The organism is Melioribacteraceae bacterium (assembly GCA_035362835.1).
Classification (GTDB): Bacteria; Bacteroidota; Ignavibacteria; order Ignavibacteriales; family Melioribacteraceae; genus DSXH01.
The window spans coordinates 1,422,400-1,445,149 of record DAOSDY010000001.1 but is presented as its reverse complement, the minus strand read 5'-3'; the positions used below and the strand labels follow the sequence as shown (position 1 = coordinate 1,445,149).

Sequence of the window (22,750 nt, the reverse complement as noted above, 5' to 3'; positions counted from 1 at the left end):
ATTCTTTAATTAGTATTATTGAAACTTATTAAGTCAATAAATTTAATCAGAAATCATTTTTACATATACGTTTGACTTTAACAATCGGATATAAATCGTTATGTTTGTCTCATTATTTTTGAATTATCTGGGATAATTATGGGAATAATCAAATTAAAAAAAGGATTGGACCTGCCGATCAAGGGAAAACCCGTTCAGGAGATATCCAATTCTAATAATGTAAAACGTGTTGCTCTCCTGGGTAACGACTATCCGGGTATGAAGCCGACAATGCTTGTAAAAGAAGGAGACACCGTTAAACTCGGAGATCCACTCTTCACCGACAAGAAAAATCCTAAAATTAAATTCACATCTCCGGGAAGCGGAAAAGTTGTTGAGATTAACCGTGGAGATATGAGAATTTTCCTTTCTCTTGTTATAGAGCTGAATGGTAATGAGGAAATTAAATTCCCTGTAACAAATCAGGGCGACCTGAAAAATCTTACACGCGAGGATGTTGTTCATCGCTTAATCGAATCGGGCGAATGGACATCTATAAGAGTCCGTCCTTTCAGCAAAATAGCGGATCCCGATTCAACTCCCCACGCAATTTTTGTTACGGCTATGGATACTAATCCTCTGGCTCCTTCGGTTGAAAAAATAGTCACTTTGAACGAAGGATATTTCAGGAACGGACTGGAAGTAATCTCCAGGCTTACCGAAGGCAAAGTATTCGTTTGTAAGTCGCCGGGAGCCAAAATACCGGTAATCGATTCACCACAGATTTCCGTAGAAGAGTTTCAGGGTCCGCATCCTGCCGGAAATGCCGGAACACATATTCATTTTCTTTCACCGGTCGGCAGAAAACGTTTTGTGTGGTATCTGAATGCACAGGACGTGATTGCAATAGGACATTTATTTGTAACCGGCAGAATCATGACGGATAGAGTAGTATCGTTCGCAGGCTCCTCGGTAAAAAATCCGAGATTGATTAAAACACGCCGCGGCGCATCGATTTCAGATCTGATCAATAACGAATTGAACGATTCCAACTTCAGAGCTATTTCGGGTTCGGTTCTTTCGGGCCGCGCCGCAGTAGACTCCGAAGCATATATCGGAAGATTTCACCAGCAGATTTCGGTAATCCCGAATCCAGTTAAGCGCAATTTCCTCGGCTGGCTGAATCCTTTCATAAATAATTACACAATGAAGAATGTTGTCTTTTCTAAACTTTCACCCTCAAAGGAATATGAGTTCACAACCGAACTTTACGGCGGTAAAAGAGCAATTGTTCCAAGCGGCAGCTTCGAAGAAGTTATGCCCATGGATATTCTTCCTACCTATCTTCTCAGAGCTCTTGCCGTAAAAGATGTTGAAGAGGCAGAACAGCTTGGCGCCCTTGAGCTTGACGAAGAGGATCTGGCTCTTTGTACTTTTGCCTGCCCTTCTAAATTAGACTATGGACCCATTCTAAGGGAAAATTTAACAATTATTGAAAAGGAAGGTTAATCCGTGAAGCTTTTAAGACAATATCTGGAAAAACAGGAAAAACATTTCCATTCAGGTGGAAAGCTGGAGAGATTCTACCCGATCTATGAAATGGTAGATGCTTTCCTTTATACTACTGCCGCTCCTACAAAAACAGCGTCGCATGTAAGAGATCTGATTGATCTTAAGAGAATGATGATGACCGTTGTTATTGCCCTTATACCGGCAGTTCTTATGGCTTGTTATAATACAGGTTTACAGGCAAATCTAGGATTACAGGAACTTGGCCTTGCAGGTTCATCCCACTGGCAGGCACAGGTTATTCAGTGGATTGGAATCGGTTTCGATCCTTCAAACATTTTAGGCAATTTTATTTTCGGCGCACTCTATTTTCTACCGGTTTATATAGTTACAATAGCTGTCGGCGGAATTTGGGAGGTAATCTTTGCTGTTGTCCGGAAACATGAAATTAACGAAGGATTTCTTGTTACATCTCTTTTATTCCCACTTATACTTCCTCCAAACATTCCTTACTGGCAGGTTGCTGCGGGAGTTACATTCGGTGTTGTGATTGCTAAAGAGGTCTTCGGAGGTGTAGGAATGAATATTCTCAATCCGGCTCTTGCAGGCCGCGCATTCCTTTTCTTTGCATATCCGGCTGAGATTTCTGGCGATAAAGTCTGGGTTGCGGTAGACGGATTAAGCCGCGCAACAGCATTGGCTCAATTTGCAGATCCCGCAATGACACCAAGCTATTCCTGGACCGACTCGTTCTTAGGATTCATTCCCGGTTCAATGGGAGAAACTTCGGCACTTGCATGTCTTATTGGTGCCGTTATTCTGATAGTAAGTAAAGTCGGCTCCTGGAAAATAATGTTCTCAATTGTGGCTGGCGCAACTCTAACAACATTAGGATTGAATGCGATTGGAAGCACCTCAAATCCGATGTTCGAACTGCCGATTTACTGGCATCTCGTAATTGGAGGATTCGCTTTCGGTACTGTATTTATGGCAACCGATCCGGTTAGTGCAGCTATGACAGAACAGGGTAAATACATCTACGGTTTCCTGATCGGATTTTTGACAATCATGGTAAGGGTTATTAATCCGGCATTCCCGGAAGGTATGATGCTTGCAATATTATTTATGAATGTTATGGCTCCAATAATAGATAGATACTTTATTAATCAAAACATTAAAAGGAGGCTAGCGAGAAATGTCGTCTGACAGCACTAAAAAAACGATTCAGGTGGCGCTGGGAGTATGTCTCGTTTGTTCTATACTGGTTTCATCCGCCGCAGTCTCCCTTGGCACCAGACAGGCTGAAAATAAACAGCTCGATAAAATTAAAAATATACTAAATGCCGGCGGAATAGATTATCAGAACAAGAATCCGAAAGAACTTTACGACAGGCTGATCAAAGCTGTTACCGTTGAGCTTGAATCTGGAAATATTATCGATCCGGCATCGAAATCGGAACTTCTTAAACCGGAAAATTTCGATATAAAAAAATTAAGCAATATGAGCGAGCTCAGTACAAGCATTCCGTCCGGAGAAGATATTGCCGGCATAAAACGGAAACCGACGCATATGATTGTCTACGAGGTTGTTGATGATAACGGTGAAATCGAAAAATATATTTTCCCGGTTCATGGAAAAGGACTCTGGTCCACTCTATACGGATTCATTTCATTTGATAAGGAATTGAAAAAAGTTGAAGGGATTACATTCTACGAACACGGCGAAACACCGGGATTAGGCGGCGAGGTAGATAACCCTCTCTGGAAAAATACCTGGAAAGACAAAAAAGCTTTCGATGAAAACGGTAACTACATAATTGATGTCCTCAAGGGAAAAGTTGATAAAAGCAATCCTGCGTCGGAACACCAGATAGACGGATTGTCGGGATCGACCCTCACAACACGCGGAGTCGACAACTTATTAAAATACTGGCTCGGTGAAAACGGCTACAGTGCTTTCCTCAAAAAAGTTAGAGAAGGTGGCTCCCATGAAGAGATATAAAGAGATACTGCTCGACCCTATTTTTAATAACAATCCGATCGCATTGCAGATTCTCGGAATCTGTTCTGCGCTTGCGGTTACATCAAAACTGGAAACCTCAATTGTTATGTCTCTTGCCGTGACTTTTGTAACGGCTATTTCAAATTTTTCGGTTAGTCTTATCAGAAAACATATTCCGGGAAGCATCAGAATAATAGTTGAGATGACAATTATTGCTTCGCTGGTTATTATAGCCGACCAGATAATAAAAGCGTTTCTGTACGATATAAGCAAGCAGCTTTCAGTTTATGTGGGGTTGATAATTACCAACTGTATTATAATGGGAAGAGCCGAAGCATTTGCGCTTCAGAACCCTCCGGGAAGAAGTTTTCTGGATGGAATTGGAAACGGCCTCGGCTATTCATTCGTCCTTTTATTCGTCGGATTTTTCCGTGAACTTATCGGTTCAGGTAAGCTGCTCGGATACACAATCTTTCAGCTTAACACGGAAGGCGGCTGGTATAATCCGAACGGATTATTCCTCCTCTCCCCCAGCGCATTTATTATTATAGGTCTGCTCATCTGGGCAATACGAACCTGGAAACCTTCACAAGTTGAGGAGGCATAGCAATGTTTGAACATTATTTAAGTCTGTTTATTAAATCGGTCTTTATAGAAAATATGGCGCTCGCCTTTTTCCTCGGCATGTGTACATTTGTTGCTATTTCTAAGAGAGTCGAAAGTGCAGTTGGACTTGGAATTGCCGTTGTCGTAGTTCAAGCCATTACACTGCCGGTTAACAACCTTCTGTATAATTATGTTATAAGAGAAGGAGCGCTTAAAGCACTCGGTTTGGGCGATTTGGATTTAACGTTTCTCGGATTGATTACATATATCGGTGTAATTGCTGCAATGGTTCAGATTCTCGAGATGGTGCTGGATAAATTCGTTCCCAAGCTTTACAACGCGCTCGGAATATTCCTCCCCCTCATTACTGTAAACTGCGCTATACTCGGCGGAACTCTATTTATGGTTGAACGCGATTATACTTTCCCGGAAAGCGTTGTTTACGGCGTTGGGTCCGGAGCGGGGTTCGCAATTGCAGTAATTGCCCTTGCCGGTATACGCGAAAAAATGAAATACAGCAATGTTCCCGAAGGTCTTAGAGGTCTTGGAATTACGTTTATTACTGTAGGATTAATGGCTATTGCATTCATGCTTTTTTCTGGTATTCAATTATAAGGATTACTTACTATGGACGGAATCAACATAATATTTATCGGCGTTGTAATGTTCACACTGATTGTGTTGGCCCTTGTTGGACTGATTTTATTTGCAAAATCGAAACTTGTTGCATCAGGTAATGTAAAGATTAATATTAACGACGATCAGGAAAAATCAATTACAGTTCCTATCGGAGGCAAGCTTCTGAATGTACTGGCCGACAACAGAATTTACCTTCCATCGGCTTGCGGAGGGGGCGGTACCTGCGGCGAATGCAAATGCATTGTTACTGATGGAGCCGGCGACGTTCTTCCAACAGAAAAATCAAAATTGAACAGAAAACAGATACGCGAACATTACCGGTTAAGCTGCCAGGTTCCGGTAAAAAATAATCTTAGAATAGAAGTCCCGGCAGAAGTTTTCGACATTAAGAAATGGGAATGCACGGTAGTCTCAAACCGCAACGTTGCTACTTTTATAAAAGAACTTGTATTAAAACTGCCCGAAGGTGAGAATGTGGATTTCCGCGCAGGAGGATATATTCAGATCGAAGCGCCTCCTCACGAACTCGACTTCAGTAAAGACTTCATTATAGAAGAAGAGTACAGGGACGCATGGGATAAGTATAACGTATGGCAATACAAATCGAAAGTTACAGAACCGATTGTGCGGGCTTATTCGATGGCCAACTTCCCTCTCGAAGTCGGAAAGATCATGCTCAACGTAAGAGTTGCAACTCCTCCGGCTAATCCTCCAGGTTTACCTCCGGGGAAAATGTCCTCTTATATTTTTGCGCTCAAACCGGGCGATAAAGTAACCATCTCCGGACCATACGGAGAATTCTTCGCGAAAAAGACTAATAACGAGATGGTATTTATCGGAGGCGGCGCCGGAATGGCCCCGATGCGCTCTCACATCTTCGATCAATTGTTAAGATTGGATTCAACTCGCAAAATGACTTACTGGTACGGCGCAAGAAGTGTGAGAGAAATTTTCTATAAAGAGGATTTTGATAAGCTTACAGCAGAACATAAAAACTTCACATGGAATGTGGCTTTATCCGAGCCTCTTCCGGAGGATAACTGGACTGGCTACGTTGGATTCATTCATCAGGTTCTGTACGATAATTACCTTAAGAATCATCCGGCTCCGGAGGATTGTGAATACTATATCTGCGGTCCGCCGATGATGAACTCGGCTGTTCTGAATCTCCTGCATAATCTTGGTATAGAGCCCGAAAATATTCTGCTCGATGATTTCGGCGGTTAATCTATTTAATCAGGAGTTTAGAATTACAACAGTCATTAGAAATATCAATTGCAGGGAGATGATAAAGTTTTTCATTGTTATCTCCCTTCTTCTTTTGTCTTCCTGCGGAGATGCCGGGACAGATAATCTTATCTCTATAACCGGGTCAACTATGGGTACAACTTATTCTGTTAAAATTGTCGCCGGGGGTAATTCACCCGATATAAATCCTGATGCTCTAAAGAAAAAAATCGATTCGGTCCTGGTTGAAGTAAATAATCAGATGTCTACTTACATACCTGAATCTGAAATCTCACGGTTTAATCAATACACTGGTTCTGAGTGGTTTAATATTTCAAACGACTTTGCGTTTGTTCTTGACGAATCTATCCGACTCGGGAAATTAACCGGCGGCAGTCTTGATATAACAGTTGGGCCGCTAGTGAATATCTGGGGATTCGGGCCCGATCAAAGGCCGCGAAAAATACCGACAGATGAGGAGATCTCCTCCAGTATGAAACTGATTGGGCTTGATAAGGTTGAAGTTAATTTAAATACTCCTTCAGTAAGAAAAAATATTAATGGATTAAAAGTTGACCTTTCGGCTACGGCAAAAGGTTTCGGAGTTGATAAAGTTGTTGAACTCTTAAAAGACCTCGGCTATACAAATATAATGGTGGAGATCGGCGGAGAAGTTCGTGTTTCGGGATTAAACAACAAAAACGAAGCTTGGAAAATCGGGATCTCTACACCAAATCAATCGGGAGAATTAAACCGGGTTGTTCCCTTAAACGAAATGGCAATGGCTACGTCGGGCGATTACTGGAATTATTTTGAGGAGAACGGAATTCGTTATTCCCATACAATCGACCCCGTTACCGGCCGGCCGATAACACATAAGCTTGCCTCGGTTACCGTATTCGATGCAACATGCTTGCGCGCGGATGGACTAGCAACCGGAATTTTCGTTATGGGTCCGGAAAGAGGATACAAATTTGCCGTTGATATGGAACTCCCTGTTTATATGATTGTTAAGAAAGGTAACGGATTTGAAGAAATTAAATCACCCGGATTCATTGAATTATTTGAAAAGTAAGAAAGGTTAATATGCCACAGTTAATAATTGTAACGATACTTTTTATTATAGCATTCTCCGGAATGGGTTTGGCTCTCCACTTTTCCAAATATAAAAAAGGCAATTCAGCATGCTGCGGAGGAGGGCATTGCGATAAAACTCCCGGAGAAAGTCACCGCTGTAAAAATTAGGAATAAATTAAAGCCGGCGGATTCAATTCCGCCGTTTTCTTTTTAGAACACCTTCTTATGTTTTTTATCATTTCTTATATTAAATTCATGTCATAAAAAACTTGAACGGACTTTCTCATGAAGACTTCATTCTCATACGCCATATTATTCTTATTTATACTTTCTTTGATAACATATGAATCGGAAGCCCAGAATAAATTAAACGACTTGAACACCGGTAAGCTTCGTATTGCGTCGTGTCAGTTTCCCGTTTCACCCAATATTTCCGAAAATCTCCAATGGATTGAAAAGCAGATGATCGAGGCAAAATTAAAAAAAGCGGATATAATTCACTTTCCCGAGTGCGCTCTATCCGGTTATGCGGGTGTTGATCTGGATTCTTATGAGAACTTTAACTGGGATGAGCTCTACCGCGCTACCGATTCGGTTATGACTCTCGCAAAGAAATTCAAGCTGACTGTTTTACTCGGTTCAATCCACAGACTGAGCGGAAACAATAAGCCGCACAACAGTCTCTATCTTATAAGTTCTACAGGCGAGTTAATAGACCGTTACGATAAACGGTTTTGCACGGACGGAGATCTCAAGTTTTTTACACCGGGAGATCACTTTGTAACATTCGAAATTAACGGTGTTAAATGCGGGCTTCTAATCTGTTTCGACCTGCGTTTCCCCGAACTTTACAGGGAGTATAAGAAACTTGGAGTTGATCTTATTTTCCAATCATTTCACAATGCCAGACAGGGTAAAGGAAGCATTCACCCTGTTATAATGCCTATTACTGCACAGGCTTACGCTGGAGTAAATTTTTTCTATATGTCTCTTACAAACTCCTCTTCGCCTCAAAGCTGGCCCTGCCATTTTATTACGCCGGACGGATTAATCAAGAACAAATCTTCTTTGAACGTTCCTGAAGTACTAATCTCGGATATCGATTTAACAGACAAGTATTACGATGCAAGCAAAAGCTTCAGGATGGATGCGATAAACGGAAAGCTGAACAGCGGAGAAACTGTGAAAGATCCTTTATCGGCTGACAGAAAATCATTACGCTGAAAAAAGCGTTTTATAAAACATCCAACGACTTTACGGGCATTCACTATTCAGATGCCTCGTAAACAACTTTTCCGTTTACAATCGTTTTCAGAATCTTCATCCGGTAATCTTCTATTGTAAAAAGAATAATATCGGCACGTTTTCCGGTTTCAATTTTGCCGCGATCATTTAGTCCATAGAGTTGTGCGGGGTTTGTGCTTGCCATTTTAATAGCATCTGAAAGTGAACATCCGGTAACCTTCATAATATGACCCACACCCTTATCAATAGTAGAGGCCGAGCCCGCCAGATTATTCTGGGCGGGATAGAATATTCTGCCGTCGCTGCTTAACTCAATATCCTCACCGTCAATATTCTTATAGACTCCGGGAGTCAGGTTGGCGTACATTGTTACATCGGAGGTTATGATGGTTCTTTCCGCACCCTTTACTTTGTAGAAAACTCGGATCTGTTCCGGAAGCAGATGGAATCCGTCGCATATTATGCTGATCATAAGTCCGTCATTCGACAACTGTGGCCAGAGAGGATTAACGTGCCTGTTGATTGTGTTACTCATCGCATTTCCGAGATGAGTGGAAATTTTTGCGCCGTATTCAACAGCACGGTTTATTATACCGGTTGTTGCGTTATGATGGCCCAGGGCAACTACAATCCCGAGCTCACTGCACTTCTTTATAAATTCAATCGCGCCTTCAATCTCCGGCGCAACCGTAACCGTCAAAATTCTCTTCCCTGCCGTTCTGTAATATTCCATAAATTCATTCCAGTCGGGCTTCCGCACAAAATTAATCGAATGCGCTCCTCTGTAACCATCCGCCGGCGAGATATAAGGGCCTTCAAGATGATACCCTGCAATTGATCCGAGAGACGATTCATCTTTTCTCGCGGATTCCAATATGGAAAGATTTTTAAGAAGCAGTTCATGACTGTTAGTTGTAAGAGTCGGGAGATATGTTGTTACACCTCTTTGCCAGAGTACTTTCGTAGCTTCAAGTACACCTTGAACGTTAAGCTCTGATTGACCGAAAGAGAATGAAACACCGTTTATTCCGTTAACCTGATTATCTATCAGTCCGGGCGCTATGAATACTTTCCTGCTATCTTCATTCAATTCAACATTTCTATCTATCTGATCTATTTTCCCATCAATAACTGTAATTGAAACCGGCTGCCCATCAAGGTAGAATATTCCTTCTATCTTCTGCTGGGCAATGGATGGCATTGAAATCAAGATCAAGATCATGATTATTAATAGAGTTATTCTTAAAATAGGGTAACAGCAAAATAAAAATTTCATAACCCACCTTCCCGGATTTTTAATAATCAGCCGCAATCAATATAAAAATTTATAAGCGAATAATCCGGCAAACATAACAACCGATAGGGTAAAGAACACACAAAACAAAAAAGCCCGGATCGGTTAATATCCGGGCTTGGTTTGTGCACTCAGCCGGATTCGAACCGGCGACCTGCTGATTAAGAGTCAAGGAAAAGCGCTTCTTAAAATGTTTAAATAAAATAACTTACAATTCCTGCAATAGTTTTTGCAATAGTAAAATTCACGTTTGATTAAATTACTCTCCCAATTTTATAGTAAGAAAACGCATCATGCATATTAAAACAAAGAACTATTTCATTAGAATCATTTTCCTTACCTGAGTAAAGGGTTTACTTCCGTCGCTTAGTAAAGCCTCTATTCTATAAAAATAGACTCCGGATGGGAAGTTACGTGCATCCCAATTTACAGTGTAAGTACCTGCAGGTTTTAATTCGTCCACCAAGGTTATTATAAACTCACCTAGGATGTTGATAATCATAATCTTGATTTTAGATTCAAAAGGAAGAGCATATCTTATGGAAGTAACAGGATTGAAAGGATTCGGATAATTCTGATCGAGATTGAAATCCGAAGGAATTGAATTATAATCGTCCTGAAAATCAACAGATTCTGATTCAGAGGAATAGTCTTCCATCTCTACTTTTAAGATTGCATTAACAGTGATTTCAGGACATTGACCTACGAGTGCAGGTGATGAATTATCAGTTACAGTAACTCTATGAACAGTGTTAGGTATACCACTAACTTTTAGAATATTTGTTGAAAGGCCATTATTATTTGTAATAGTTGTAAGATTATTAAAAACACCGCCATTGTCACATGACCATGTAAGAACTTTATTTTTGATTTTAATAGGATCATTGTCAACAGTGGATAATACAGCTGTAATTTTAACAGTTTTTGATTTTAGCGGATTATAGTTGGCAGCGGTGAGATTATACTTTGCAGGAATGCCTTGAGCAACAGTAATGAAAGGACTCTTTCCTATTAATGTCTTTGGAATAGAATTATCTGTGACGTTTATGGAATGTTTTGTACCACTAACGGTGCTTACAGTAAAAATATTTGATGAAAAACCATTTTCATCAGTAATTGTAGTTTGATTTAGAAATGCTCCACCTTGAGTAGATGACCAATTGAGAATTTTACCATTCTGCGGATATGGATTATTATTTTTGTCTACCAATTGAGCAGTTATGGTTACAGGGGAGTTTTTTTCAGGATTCTCATTGTTAACGTTCAATAAATATTTTGACGGAGGAATTTTTTGTCTAATCTCAACTTCAGAAAAAATATCAGGTTCACCATCAACAAATATCCGAACAATAGCAGTCCTGGGAAGATCTGTATCTTTCTGATATTTCACTTTAAGCTGTGCGGTATTTTTACCTGAACTTCCTTTAGTAATTGTGCACCATTCAGACCCCTGAACAATTATTGAACGCCAATTTACAATAAGATTACTTTCAACATTGATGTTAAACGTAGCAACCGCAGTTCCGCTACCGATACTGACATCAACATAGAGTGGGTCAACAGTAAATTTATTATTAGCTTGAGTGAAATTGGCAACAATATTTCTATCTTTATCTATTTGAAATGAAAAACTTGAGTTATTGCTAATAACAACTCCATTCTCTGTCCAATTTGCAAAGACAAATCCTGATAGAGGGGCTGCATTTATAGTAACAGTACTTCCAGGTGAGAATTTACCGCTTCCACTAAGCGTACCACAATCAGCAGGAGAACTTTGAAGAGAGATATTGAGTAAAGAACTTAAAGAGAATGCCGGACTAATTGTAAACGGATTAGAATCGGAAGCATCTGAAAGGCGGATTTTACAATTTGAAGAATTAGTTTGGGGAATTGTCCAAAGATACGAACCTTGAGCACCAGTGATATTATCAGTTATTAGATTCCAGGAAATTCCGCCATCTGTAGAATACTCAATCCTAATTAAATCGATATTATCACTTGACCAATTAATATTCAATATTTCACCAGAATTAAATTCAGATGAAGCGGAAGGAGACAATAAAGATAGAGACTGTTGAGGTGGATAAACCACGGATATTGGATCAGAAATACGGTGAGCCTGATTATGAAGGTCAAATATCTGTATTCTAAAATTATTTGAATTGATAGCCGGAACCTTCCACAAAATCTTCTTAGTAGAGGTTGGGATAGGCCCGACAATTAGACCTTGAGTATTAGTATTAAGATCTCCAAAAGCAATGTATACATTCTGTGAGGGACCATAATAATCCCATTTAATTTCGAGATCAGAATCACCCTGTAACACTTCTCCCCCGCCGGGGAAAAGATAGGTGAATTTTGTATTGAATATCTGGAAGTCCTCACTGCTCATAGAGGAAGGGATCCCAGAAGGAACCTGGCTAATTCTAACATGATAATTAGGGGCTGGCGTATTAGGTATTGTCCATTCATATTCACCAAGTTTTGCATCAACATTAGAAGCAATTGGATACCAGACAGGTGAAGCTGAATGAGGAGTATTAGAATAATCCAGGTTTACGAGTGAAACACCTATGCTGGTCCATTTAATTTTTTGAATTGTATTAGTTTCCCAGGTTTCACCTCCGTTGGGAGTTATGAGAGTGATACTGATCTTTTCGAAATTAGCAGTAAGATTCCTATCACCATTAGCAATAAATGTAAAAGAGGAATTTTCAGATACAATATTTCCATATTCTGTCCAGTTAATGAAAACATAGCCTTCATTAGGCAAGGCAGTAATAGTAACAGAACTTCCGGAATCGTAAGTGCCAGCACCATTAGTTGACCCAAAGGAAGCAGAATTAGACTTAAGTATAAGAGAGACTTTTGGCGGAGGATAATTTTCGCCTATGGCGAAATTTCCGTTTAATAATAAATGAAACGCATGAATAGGATAATCTTCCTCAGAAATCTGAGTAGAAACAACTCTAACCTTGCATTTAGTAGAGTTAATAGATGGTACAGTCCATTCATATGAGCCTTGATAATCAGTATTAGGCACATAGGCGGGATAATTCTTAACAATATTTATCCAGGTTAAACCATCATCCGATGAGTAATCAATATTTACGGAATTACAAAAAGCTAATCCTGACCATTTTATGGTATGGATAAGTCCGCTTTTTAGGAAAGAATCTTTAACAGGACTGGAAATTGAATTCACACCAAAACCGAATTGAGCTATCAATTCCTTGTTATCATCAACAGGGAAAGTATATTTTGAATTATAAGAACCGAACGCATAATTGTTATTAATTTTATTCCGCCAGAATAAAAACTTATAGCCGGGATTAGGAACTGCTGTTACTTCAATATTTTTCCATTCAGAGAATACACCACCACCTGAGACCTGACCCAAATCTGGCGGAGTAGCAGAAACATTAATTGTATATTTTACAGGGGATTCATCAAAATTCGCAATAATTGTTCTATTACGATCTAATGCAAGCGAAAAAGAACTGCTGGAGGAAAGAATAACACCATTTTCAGTCCAATTTTTAAATATATAGCCTCTTACCGGAGTAGCAGAAAGAGTAACATGCGTTCCGGAACTATAATCTCCATATCCAATTATATCTCCGGCCCCTTCAGGAGAAGACATAGTATTCAACGTAAAGAGAACCGGCGCAACACCAATGCTGAAGGTACCTGGTAAAATCTCGCATAAGGAATGAATTGGATAATCCTCTTCAAAGACATCTTGAGCAGCAATTCTTATTTTACAAGTATTGGAAGTAAGGTTTGGAACAAGCCATTCAAAAGTACCAATAAAATCAGTAGTACTATTCCAGGAAGGAGTTTGTTGTGTGATATTATTCCATGTATTTCCATTATCAGATGAAAAATCAATTTTAACTAACGGCAAGGCAGCAAATTTCCATTTAATGGTATAAGGTTTTCCCGGTTCAATATAATCACCGCTATTAGGTGAAATTAATTGGATGGAATGAGATTTAGAAAAGATTGCTTCAGCAGAAATATTCGAATTTGCTTTTTGATTATAACGGGAACCCCAATAATATGAGTTCTGGCCAGAATTAATATTCCAGTGATGAAATTTAAAATCCTGGCTGGGAAAAGCAGCAAGGTTAAGTTTTTCACCATGCGAGTATTCCCCAGCTCCACTAACAATACCGCCATTTGAAGGACTTGCAGCTACAGTGATATTATATTTTTTTAAATCTAGATTGATGGTAAATTTTCTATTTCGGTCGATAATGAAATAGAATCCTTGAGAGGAGCTAATTAAGTTTCCGTATTCAGACCAATTAACAAAAGAATAACCATCATTAATGTCAGCATTAATCCATGCTCTAGAGTTTTGTTTATAAAGTCCGGAGCCGAATGTATTTGCACCAATTTCCGGATCTGAGACAACTTCAACAGAGCAATAGCCAGGGGGAATAGGCAAAAAATTTGCGACAAGGGATCGATCACTGGTAACATGGAAAGAATAATTTGGACTTGAAGAAACATTAATACCGCTTTGATTCCAGCCGGCAAAATAATATCCGGAATTAGGAGTTGCGGTGACTGCAATAAGATCACAGGAGTTAAAATTACCACCGCCGGTTACACTGCCGCCAGTAGACTGGTTGGCAGAAACAGTAATATTATAGTCAGGTGATGAATTACCCCAGGTAAAATTAGCAAACAATTGTAAGTTAGAACCAATTTTAAATGTATATAGTTGATCGGAAGAAACAAGCTGTCCCCCACCATTCAGCGGACCATTAACCGACCAGCCAGTAAACATAAATCCGCATTCAGGAAGTGCTAGTACACTAACATTTGAACCATTAATAAAAGAACCGGAACCGAAAGTAAATCCCTGATCTCCAATATATGCAGTAGAAACAATATAATGAATTACACCAGTAGCAGAAACATCAATTCTTATGGGATTGACATCCGTACTACGTACTACAAGATAGCCTTGATATTTCTTTTCAACATCCGGAGAAATTTTAACAAATACATCCGCACTATTAACGGAATTATCAGCTTCATTTCTTCTAATGATTGCTTTATCGCTGAATGGCCCGTTAAAAGAATCAGAGATTAGAAAACCAGGAGCATTAGAATTGTTAACTGTAACATTAGTTATCAAATTACCGGCTGAAACTTTAAAACTCATTACACGAGAAGAACCAAGATCAACTTCACCAAAATCTATAAGAGAATTTGTAGAAACAGTAATAAAAGGGACAGGCGGTGGCGCACCGATACCAGTTAATAGTAAATCCACGTCAGGCGAATTAGAAACAGAATGTTTGATTGCGCCGTTAAAATTCCTTACTTCATAAGGTTGAAACTGGACAAAGACTACAGTTGAATTAATTTTACCATTTACTTGAGCTAAAGTAAGTGTGCTTTTCCATGAATCAGAAAGAGAAGTTTTGATCCAGAAGCCCGAAGTAGAAGTCAGCGTAAGATCGGAAGAAAGATTTTCAGCATTAAGAGTATATGATTTTACCTGAGATTCAGTATTTACAAGCTGCTGACCAAAGTCGATATTATTGAGAGACAATGAGATGGCGGAAGAACTAATAGAAAAGACCTGATCAGAAAGATCAAAGATCTGAGAGTTGGCAGTGCTAATAATTCTAATTTTACAATTTGCGGATTCAATCTGAGGGACGGTCCAATTTAGTATACCAGAACTTGATGAAATTGAATTTGCAATTGGAGGGGAGATCCAGGATGACCCGCCATTAATAGAATATTCAATCTTAACATTAGAAACATTTACACTTGACCATGATATTGCAAATGAGCTACCAGCGTATAATTTTTCACCGCCATTTGGACTTAATATCTTTATAAAACCATATTGACCACTGTTAAGCTCAGATGCTAATAAAGAGGCAACTATTGGAGAAGTATTAATCCACTTTGTTTTGAGTGATTCTTTTAATGTAAGGATCTGTTCATTATAATTATTCAGAATATCGACCTGATTAAACCAATCATTTATAGTGAGGCCACCTTCAATGAGATCAAAAATTATTTTCGCAGTTTCGGAAATATAGATCCCATTAGAAACAGAATAATTAATCATTGAGTTAATGGAATTTTTCACAACATCAATAATCTGTGCTTTTAAGTCACCTCTTGATTCATCGATATTACCGAGAAGAATGGCGAAATTGTTAAACTCTTCGAATAATATATGCTGAGAATAGAGATACAGACTTAAATCAGCATAATTCAATCTTGGATAACTTTGAACCGAGGCTTTAGAAAGAGCCAGATTATAATCCGCTTTCAATGAATTATCAAAATGATGCAGATAAGAATTGAGCAAGGCAAATAATATTTTGTCCTGGTCGGCAAATTGATTTACTATACCTTCAAAAAAGCCCACAAGGGAATTTCTGCCAAACATAGGAGAGATAGCAGCATTAACAGCCGCATCACGAACTATGACAAGACCTTCACTTATTAAAAGACGGTTATTTATATCATTTAAAGCACTAATATGAGTTTCAATATTTTCTCTGTCATACCGGTCATTTCTACTCTGATACGTAAGAAGTACCTTAAATATTGTTTCAACATCAGAGATTACATTACCATTTTGATCAAGAACCAATTTATAAGTAATGGTCTGATTCGAATTATTTTTGAAAGAATAATTTTTAATGTGATAGATATTACTTCCGATTTTGTAGTCCAAATTACCATCAGGCACATCATTGGTAATAGCCGGAGAATTAATGCCTTCAGAAATTATTTGATTTTTTAATAACTCTTTTTGACTTAATAAATCATTGCGAATAGATTTTGCATAATCCCAAAAGTCATATTTTGAATTAGTAATTCTAGTATCATCTGTAAAAGAACCAGCAATTTCATTAAGTTTAGATTCAATAGACGCAATAACGCCATCAGTAATAAGGGATTGAATAACTAAATAATAGCTGCCGCCCGGATTGCCATCATTATTCCCATCAAAAGCGGAACCGTCATTTGCTCTAAGCTGATCTGAGATTTCAAGAAGATATATGGTACCGGGTGCTAAATTGGATAAAGGAGTAATGACTACCCTCGCCTTATTGAATGGCAATGATTCATTATAATAGTTTAGAGTATAATCTAAATTAGAACCATCCAACAGAGTCAATTTAAAAACAGATGATGATATATTGCCGGTATTCAAGTTCTTATTAAAATTGATAACAAGATTACCGGTTAAATCGAAATCAACGATGTGATTGCCAGTGGCGGAAGGATTTGTGCTCTCAACAAGTAGCGGAGCCTGCTGAGCATTAATAGCAATGTAAATAAAAAAAATTAAAAAGAATTTCAATCGAAACAAGACGCTACAAAACATTACGGCCTCGATGAAACGACAAAAGACAATTGAAGTATGTAAAATTTATTCAAACATAACTAATGTCAAATTTTGTTGCAACAAATTTAATTAAGGATATCTTGTATTAATTAAATAATAAATAGTGTTAGTAATGTTTATAGTGACTGGTTTATAACAAACTAACACAAGTGACAAATTACATCAGCTTACTTATGAAACTCAATAATATTGGATTCAGTATAAGGATTACTAGAAATCATTGAGGAGATTGAGAAAAGAATATGGACTGCATGAATTATTGCAATAGAATTTTGGCTTGATACAACTCAATACATAGTCGAATAGATTAAAAAGGAAGACCCAACTCCCCCATCGAGTGAGACTTTGTCACTGAAAACTTTAACTGAACAATTAAGTTTATCAAGCCCTTTTTTAAGAGTACTTGGCGGAGGTAATTGAGGAGACTTGAATAAGAGTTTGGAAATAAAAGATTTTTTATCCGTTTGAGTGCGTAAAGTATTTTCGGATTGAATTAAATTATCCAAAGATTTCAGAGTAGATAGATCCATAACTGGAGTGACATTAAAATCGTGAAGCGAGGATTCAATTTCCTGCGGAATAGCCGAATTATTGTAAAGCAGTTTAAGAGATTTTCCACAGAGCTTTGCGAATTCAGATCCTACAGGTCCATTATTTGAGAAAAGAGATTTTGAAAAAAATAAATCTGCCTGTTCTTTTGTATCTGTTAGAATTAAGGCATTGCATTGGTTATGATAAACAAGGGACATAATGAGGGAAGAAAAAAGCGCAACTTCAGTAGTGAAAGGATTTGATAAAACAGGAATGCCTGTGCGCATTAATACCTGACTAACATAGGGCATAATTGGAGGAATTTTTCCGCCCGCAGAACTTTTAGCTGTCTTTTCTACAAAAATAAGGGCTTCTTGAAGAGTTAGAGGTTTTGACTGAACCATATTTCCTCCGCACAATCTTAAAAATAAATTCAGAAATACTTATAATTATTTAGAACAGAACCACAAGTAAATTAATCATGTGATTGTGTTTCACCCATATTGAATCTTATTAATATTTTGAATTATCCATCCAAAAGTGGATCCATTTAATCAGTTATTTTACCAGAAGCAAATCCTTCAATATTAATTTGATCCCCTGCTGATGCTTTAGGGAATAGAAATATCACATCGCAGCTTTTATGCGGATCAATAATAAACTTCATTTCCCCATCGACTTTGTTTGCAAAACTATAATAATAACCAGAACCGACTGGATTTTTCTGTTTGTACCGCATCGCAATAGACGTAGCAACTTTACCATTTTTCATTTTTACAAAAACACTCTTTAAACCATTGAATGGGCATTCAATTTCAGAATCGCTTAAATTAATAACAGTAAGCCTGACTGCTGAAGGTTTACCTAATTCTTGTTGAAGGTCCTCGCAGCCTCTAACACTTATACTTACATTATTATAGGAAATGGCACCTGGTTGGTTTTCAGTTTCCGGGAAATCACAAAGTGAACTGTAAGGCCATAGCTGAGCTTTTAAAACAACCTGTTTTTTTTCCTGAGCAAGCGTAAAATGAAGTTGTAGTAATAGAAATATAAAAGCAAAAAGGAAGAATTTTGTTCTCATAAAGAGACCCTCCTTAAGATACTTGAGATTATGAGAAAACAGAATAAATCATTCTTTGAATAATAGACTGGAAAGGAATTTTATTATTGCAGCAAATATTCAGTGATGTATAACTACTTGAGAGATTTCAGAAATGTGTCCCATTCTTCCTCTTTAACTATAATAAAACTGGGGCTGCTAAATCCATTAACCATTTTCTTATTTAATTAACATGGCATTTGAGATTAGCTTGGATAAAAAATAGAAAATTAGAAAAATCAATTCAATCAAATAATATATGCGATACCTTGTACAATTATATTATTAATTATGAACCAAGAGGAGTTAGATTTTGTATATATGTTATTCTTCGAAAAACTCAGGACCTATTGCTGATATAATGGCTGATATTCTACATGAATGTGGGTTGTTTCAAGAATGACCTGGTAATCTTTAGTAAGCATGCAGGCGAACCTATACCTAAAAAGTCTTTGCTGAATGAAGTGTCAAACGTAAATTGCTATCATCTCAAGATATTATGATAAGGAAGCATTAGCAAATACTGATGAATCAATACATGATTTAAATGCAGAGAGTTTACTGAATATTATAAGCAACAAATCTGACGCAACAATAATAAAAGTTCTGATAAATGATTAGGAGAGAATTAGGGAAAGAATTCCTTTCTTATATAGAAATACATAAAATGCTGAAATAAAAAAATATTTTGAAACTTTGTGGAAAAAATAAGATCTATCAATAATCGGATGCGCATTTGAATATTATCATTTAATAAGAATTGCCGTGGATGAAAGTTTATAGAATGATATTAGTTATTTATCCTAATCTGAATAGCAGTATAAATGTTTTTGCCATTGATTTTCGGAAACACTATAGAAATAGATAATATCGCTACCGACGCCAACTTTATTATGAAATTCAATCCTTGCACCAATCGGCAGCATTAGTTGGAAACGATTATTATTTAAGAAAAACTGGACTGCTTCGGCAGCTTCCTCAGCACTATTGTATGTCTTAACACTCATCCAATCTCCTGGTTCGGGACCGCCACCATCATCCCGTTTTTCATCAGCATAAACAGGAAGATTGAGTAATTCATTTAATATGTCCATTTATTAACACCCCATATTTGTTTACAGGATAATAAGAATTTTCTTAAACGAAGTTAAGTTAATAATTGAAATTATTTGTGACATGAAGAAAACAATAATATGAGACGGTAGACAGGTGAACCTAAACCTAAAAAGTTTTTGCTGAATGAAGTGTCAAACGGAATGAGGCAAAATCTTTTTATAATCTTTTGTGAACATAATGGTTTTTGAGCCCGACGATTTATTAATATCTGTTGAAGTCGGGACCAAATATTATTTTGTGAAGAACAATTTTTTTAATTAATACATTTAGCTCTATTGGGGGAAGTAATTTAGACCATTGAGTTAACAAATATTTCGGTTAAAATAGCCAAGCCCTATCAATCAGTGGTTGATGATTCTAATGATCCAAACTTATCCTGATACATTGCCGGTTAGTACCTTGGATTTTCTTTAATTTCTTTTATACTAATGTCGTCAAACCATGCTTGAGCGCCTCCATTTTTATAACTAATCATTGAAGCTGATAAAATTATTTTATCTGTACCGGCAGGGATCTTAAATATAATTTCCAGAGGTCGCCAGTTAATTGAGCCTGAAAATGAAAATTTAGCATCTGATGATATATTACCCACTAGTATATTTTTACTCCAACAATTTATTTCCAGATATGGAGTAATTTTAACATTCTTAGTTTTAATCCATGCTTCGAGTTGATAAATACTATTCTCTTTAAGGCCGTCAATTCTCCGGATCCATTTAAAAAGATATTTTTTATTGGAGTGTTTTCCGTCGATAAAAATCATTATTGAATTATTGCCCGAATGGGAAATAGTATTATCAATTTTTAATTCTGTATTTCCATATCCATAATTAGGTTTATTAGAGATCCATCCGTCAGGCATAGTGAGATTATAACTACTTTCCTCAAAACCTCCGTTGATATTATAAATTGAGGAACTGACGCCGCACGAAATAAACATCAGCATAAATAATAATTGTATTAAAATGAATATAGATTTCATACATGTAATTTCACCGGTTTCAGAAATAATATCTAGCACCAAGTGCAGCATCAATTCCGAATCCAGTTGATGTAATAAGGAAAAGTGTCGGAACCGCTTCGAAATAAACATCAATTGGTGCTGACCGTGGACTCCAGGCAATTCCAAATATTCCGCGCACTCCAAAGCTGGCACTGTAAGCAGGTCCTGAGTTAATTCTTCCGCCGAGACCATAAAAGAGTGGGAATTCCCCATTGGATTTTATAGCTCTAAAAGAATGCCACAGATAATCAACATGGAGTTGTAATCTACTAGCATTATGATAGTCGGGATTGTAACCATAGATTCGATAATCATCAATAGACCAGCCCAATCCGAATGCCAAAGCATTTGCATTCGACGTCCAATATTTTGAACTTATTCCTGTAGGTTCACCGACAATAAAGCCAATACCAAATTTTCTATTCTGAGCATATGTAATTGAAAGATCAAAGATCAGATAACTTATTAATGCAATATTTATGAATGATTTCATCTTTCGCCTCAAATTGTTAGCTATTCTATAAAAGAGGATAAACCATAATGGCTTATCCTCTCTCGGAGTATTCGGTATGCAAGAAGAAAAATATTTTTACCTTTATGCTATTTTTAATAATACTGGGCAAACTATTTGTTATTAAAAAAAGGACCCGGGATTAACGGTTCCTTTTCAATTAATTAGTTCATGTTTGACAAAATCATTATTTGGGAAGCAGCATTTATCTGTGCTGTTGTAGCACCTACAAGTGCCGCTTGGGTAGTAGACTTCACGGAATTAAAGAAAGTAACGTATGCATTAATTAATAAGTCCAGCGAGATTGATCCGACAATTGAAGTACTGAGAATTGTTTTTGCGGATATGGTTCCATTTATGCTTGAGTCGATTGTTTCAATCGCAGCGGCATGAGCAGATAATACTAGTTTTAATTGAGATTTAATTGCTAAACGGTATTGATTAAATGCATTTACCATTTGCTCGTAACTCACGGATGCTTTGAGCGAGTTGTATAATGAAGCACCGGCTGATACGACAGCGTTTACCTGTGTATCAGATGCCCCGGCCGCCTGAAATTGATGCCTCATTGCAACGCCAAGAACAAAGGCATACCGCTTACAATAAGATTGCATAACTGCTAATCTGGCATTGGTATCCATATTTACAGATGCATTAATAAAAGTAGTTGCACCTATTCTTAACAGTTCTGCATATATTGATGAATTTATTGAACTGTTGGCAAATACATAGGTTTCATAATCATTAATAATACTTTCAGTTTCTAATTCAGAATCAGAAGAATTATATAAAGCTGCATCTAGTTTTGCCTTTGCTTCTGTTCTTGCTTGCATCATTGCTTGTAATTGACTGTTCGTTAATCCGAAATATGAATTACCCGAAGCTTTGATATAGGTTTGTGATTGTGCTTCCATGGCTTTAATAAATTCTGTCTCAGCGGTTGCATTTCCTTTTAGATACATCGCCGCTTGACTATTTAATAATAGTTTAAGATCTGCAGCATCTATTAAAGTCGTTTTCCCTTGAGCGACTAATTTTATGAAGAGATTGCTTTGAGTTGTTGATTCAATAGTTAGCGGTGGTGAATAAACAGTACTGCCTGTTTGAACTTTAGCGGAAACAATTGCTTTTAACTCTGCATTACCCTGGGTTGCAACTACGATTAGATTTTCTACGCCATTAAGATTTGTTTCAAGGTAAAACCTTCCATTTGCATCAGTCTGCACTGATTGTGTAGAAACTGTTTTTAATGAACCATCAGCTTGAACCCGCGCCAAGATTACAGAGGCTCCTTGGATTGATGAGAAAGTTGTTTCAGTATTACTGGATTTATAAAGTGCTGGCGCTGTCCCGTTGTTTGATGAAATGCGACCGGCTACTTTTGCAGTACTGCCACCGGATTCGACCGGATTATCATCATTCTCACAGGCAGTAAAAATGATTGAAGAAGTAAGAATAATAGCGAAGAGCTGTATTATGGGAAGTTTATTTATAATTTTCATAATAATTCTCC

At 37.6% G+C, this 22,750-nt stretch carries 17 protein-coding genes; 9 read left to right on the top strand and 8 right to left on the bottom strand.

The features are described from left to right. Positions 1–138: 138 nt before the first annotated feature. The 9 genes from PLZ15_06080 to PLZ15_06040 all read left to right on the top strand — a co-directional run bounded on the left by PLZ15_06080 (position 139) and on the right by PLZ15_06040 (position 8,263). Positions 139–1,488 carry a Na(+)-translocating NADH-quinone reductase subunit A gene (locus PLZ15_06080; protein HOI29315.1) on the top strand — a complete coding sequence of 450 codons (1,350 nt, stop codon included), beginning with the start codon at positions 139–141 and terminating at the stop codon, positions 1,486–1,488. Positions 1,489–1,491: 3 nt separating this feature from the next. Continuing rightward, positions 1,492–2,694 carry an NADH:ubiquinone reductase (Na(+)-transporting) subunit B gene (locus PLZ15_06075; GenBank protein ID HOI29314.1) on the top strand — a complete coding sequence of 401 codons (1,203 nt, stop codon included), beginning with the start codon at positions 1,492–1,494 and terminating at the stop codon, positions 2,692–2,694. After that, positions 2,684–3,490 carry a Na(+)-translocating NADH-quinone reductase subunit C gene (locus PLZ15_06070; protein ID HOI29313.1) on the top strand — a complete coding sequence of 269 codons (807 nt, stop codon included), beginning with the start codon at positions 2,684–2,686 and terminating at the stop codon, positions 3,488–3,490. Before PLZ15_06075 ends, PLZ15_06070 begins: the two co-directional genes overlap by 11 nt. Then, positions 3,477–4,097, top strand: coding sequence for an NADH:ubiquinone reductase (Na(+)-transporting) subunit D (locus PLZ15_06065; protein HOI29312.1), 621 nt, complete (start codon positions 3,477–3,479; stop codon positions 4,095–4,097). The genes PLZ15_06070 and PLZ15_06065 overlap by 14 nt, the downstream gene beginning before the upstream one ends. Positions 4,098–4,099: 2 nt before the next feature. Further along, a complete protein-coding gene (nqrE, locus tag PLZ15_06060) occupies positions 4,100–4,711 on the top strand; it encodes an NADH:ubiquinone reductase (Na(+)-transporting) subunit E (protein HOI29311.1) in 612 nt (203 codons plus the stop codon). 12 nt (positions 4,712–4,723) lie between these two features. After that, positions 4,724–5,962 carry an NADH:ubiquinone reductase (Na(+)-transporting) subunit F gene (gene nqrF / locus PLZ15_06055; protein ID HOI29310.1) on the top strand — a complete coding sequence of 413 codons (1,239 nt, stop codon included), beginning with the start codon at positions 4,724–4,726 and terminating at the stop codon, positions 5,960–5,962. 58 nt (positions 5,963–6,020) lie between these two features. Then, a complete protein-coding gene (locus PLZ15_06050) occupies positions 6,021–7,037 on the top strand; it encodes an FAD:protein FMN transferase (protein ID HOI29309.1) in 1,017 nt (338 codons plus the stop codon). An 11-nt stretch (positions 7,038–7,048) separates the two neighbouring features. After that, on the top strand, positions 7,049–7,207 hold the full coding sequence (locus PLZ15_06045) for a hypothetical protein (protein HOI29308.1): 159 nt from the start codon (positions 7,049–7,051) through the stop codon (positions 7,205–7,207). A gap of 117 nt (positions 7,208–7,324) precedes the next feature. Continuing rightward, positions 7,325–8,263 carry a carbon-nitrogen hydrolase family protein gene (locus PLZ15_06040; protein HOI29307.1) on the top strand — a complete coding sequence of 313 codons (939 nt, stop codon included), beginning with the start codon at positions 7,325–7,327 and terminating at the stop codon, positions 8,261–8,263. A gap of 43 nt (positions 8,264–8,306) precedes the next feature. On the opposite strand, the gene nagA is transcribed toward PLZ15_06040, so the two are convergent. The 8 genes from nagA to PLZ15_06000 form a co-directional block, all read right to left on the bottom strand. After that, entirely contained in the window at positions 8,307–9,485 is a 1,179-nt protein-coding gene (gene nagA, locus PLZ15_06035) for an N-acetylglucosamine-6-phosphate deacetylase (GenBank protein ID HOI29306.1), read from the bottom strand. A 406-nt stretch (positions 9,486–9,891) separates the two neighbouring features. Further along, positions 9,892–16,932, bottom strand: coding sequence for a hypothetical protein (locus PLZ15_06030; GenBank protein HOI29305.1), 7,041 nt, complete (start codon positions 16,930–16,932; stop codon positions 9,892–9,894). 332 nt (positions 16,933–17,264) lie between these two features. Next, a complete protein-coding gene (locus PLZ15_06025) occupies positions 17,265–17,912 on the bottom strand; it encodes a hypothetical protein (protein HOI29304.1) in 648 nt (215 codons plus the stop codon). A 146-nt stretch (positions 17,913–18,058) separates the two neighbouring features. Further along, entirely contained in the window at positions 18,059–18,589 is a 531-nt protein-coding gene (locus PLZ15_06020) for a hypothetical protein (GenBank protein HOI29303.1), read from the bottom strand. An 821-nt stretch (positions 18,590–19,410) separates the two neighbouring features. Continuing rightward, on the bottom strand, positions 19,411–19,701 hold the full coding sequence (locus PLZ15_06015) for a hypothetical protein (GenBank protein HOI29302.1): 291 nt from the start codon (positions 19,699–19,701) through the stop codon (positions 19,411–19,413). A gap of 413 nt (positions 19,702–20,114) precedes the next feature. Further along, positions 20,115–20,705, bottom strand: a complete 591-nt coding sequence (locus tag PLZ15_06010; protein HOI29301.1) for a hypothetical protein — start codon at positions 20,703–20,705, stop codon at positions 20,115–20,117. A 19-nt stretch (positions 20,706–20,724) separates the two neighbouring features. Then, positions 20,725–21,219, bottom strand: coding sequence for a hypothetical protein (locus tag PLZ15_06005; protein ID HOI29300.1), 495 nt, complete (start codon positions 21,217–21,219; stop codon positions 20,725–20,727). Positions 21,220–21,401: 182 nt separating this feature from the next. Further along, positions 21,402–22,739 carry a hypothetical protein gene (locus tag PLZ15_06000; GenBank protein ID HOI29299.1) on the bottom strand — a complete coding sequence of 446 codons (1,338 nt, stop codon included), beginning with the start codon at positions 22,737–22,739 and terminating at the stop codon, positions 21,402–21,404. Between the last annotated feature and the right edge of the window lie 11 nt (positions 22,740–22,750).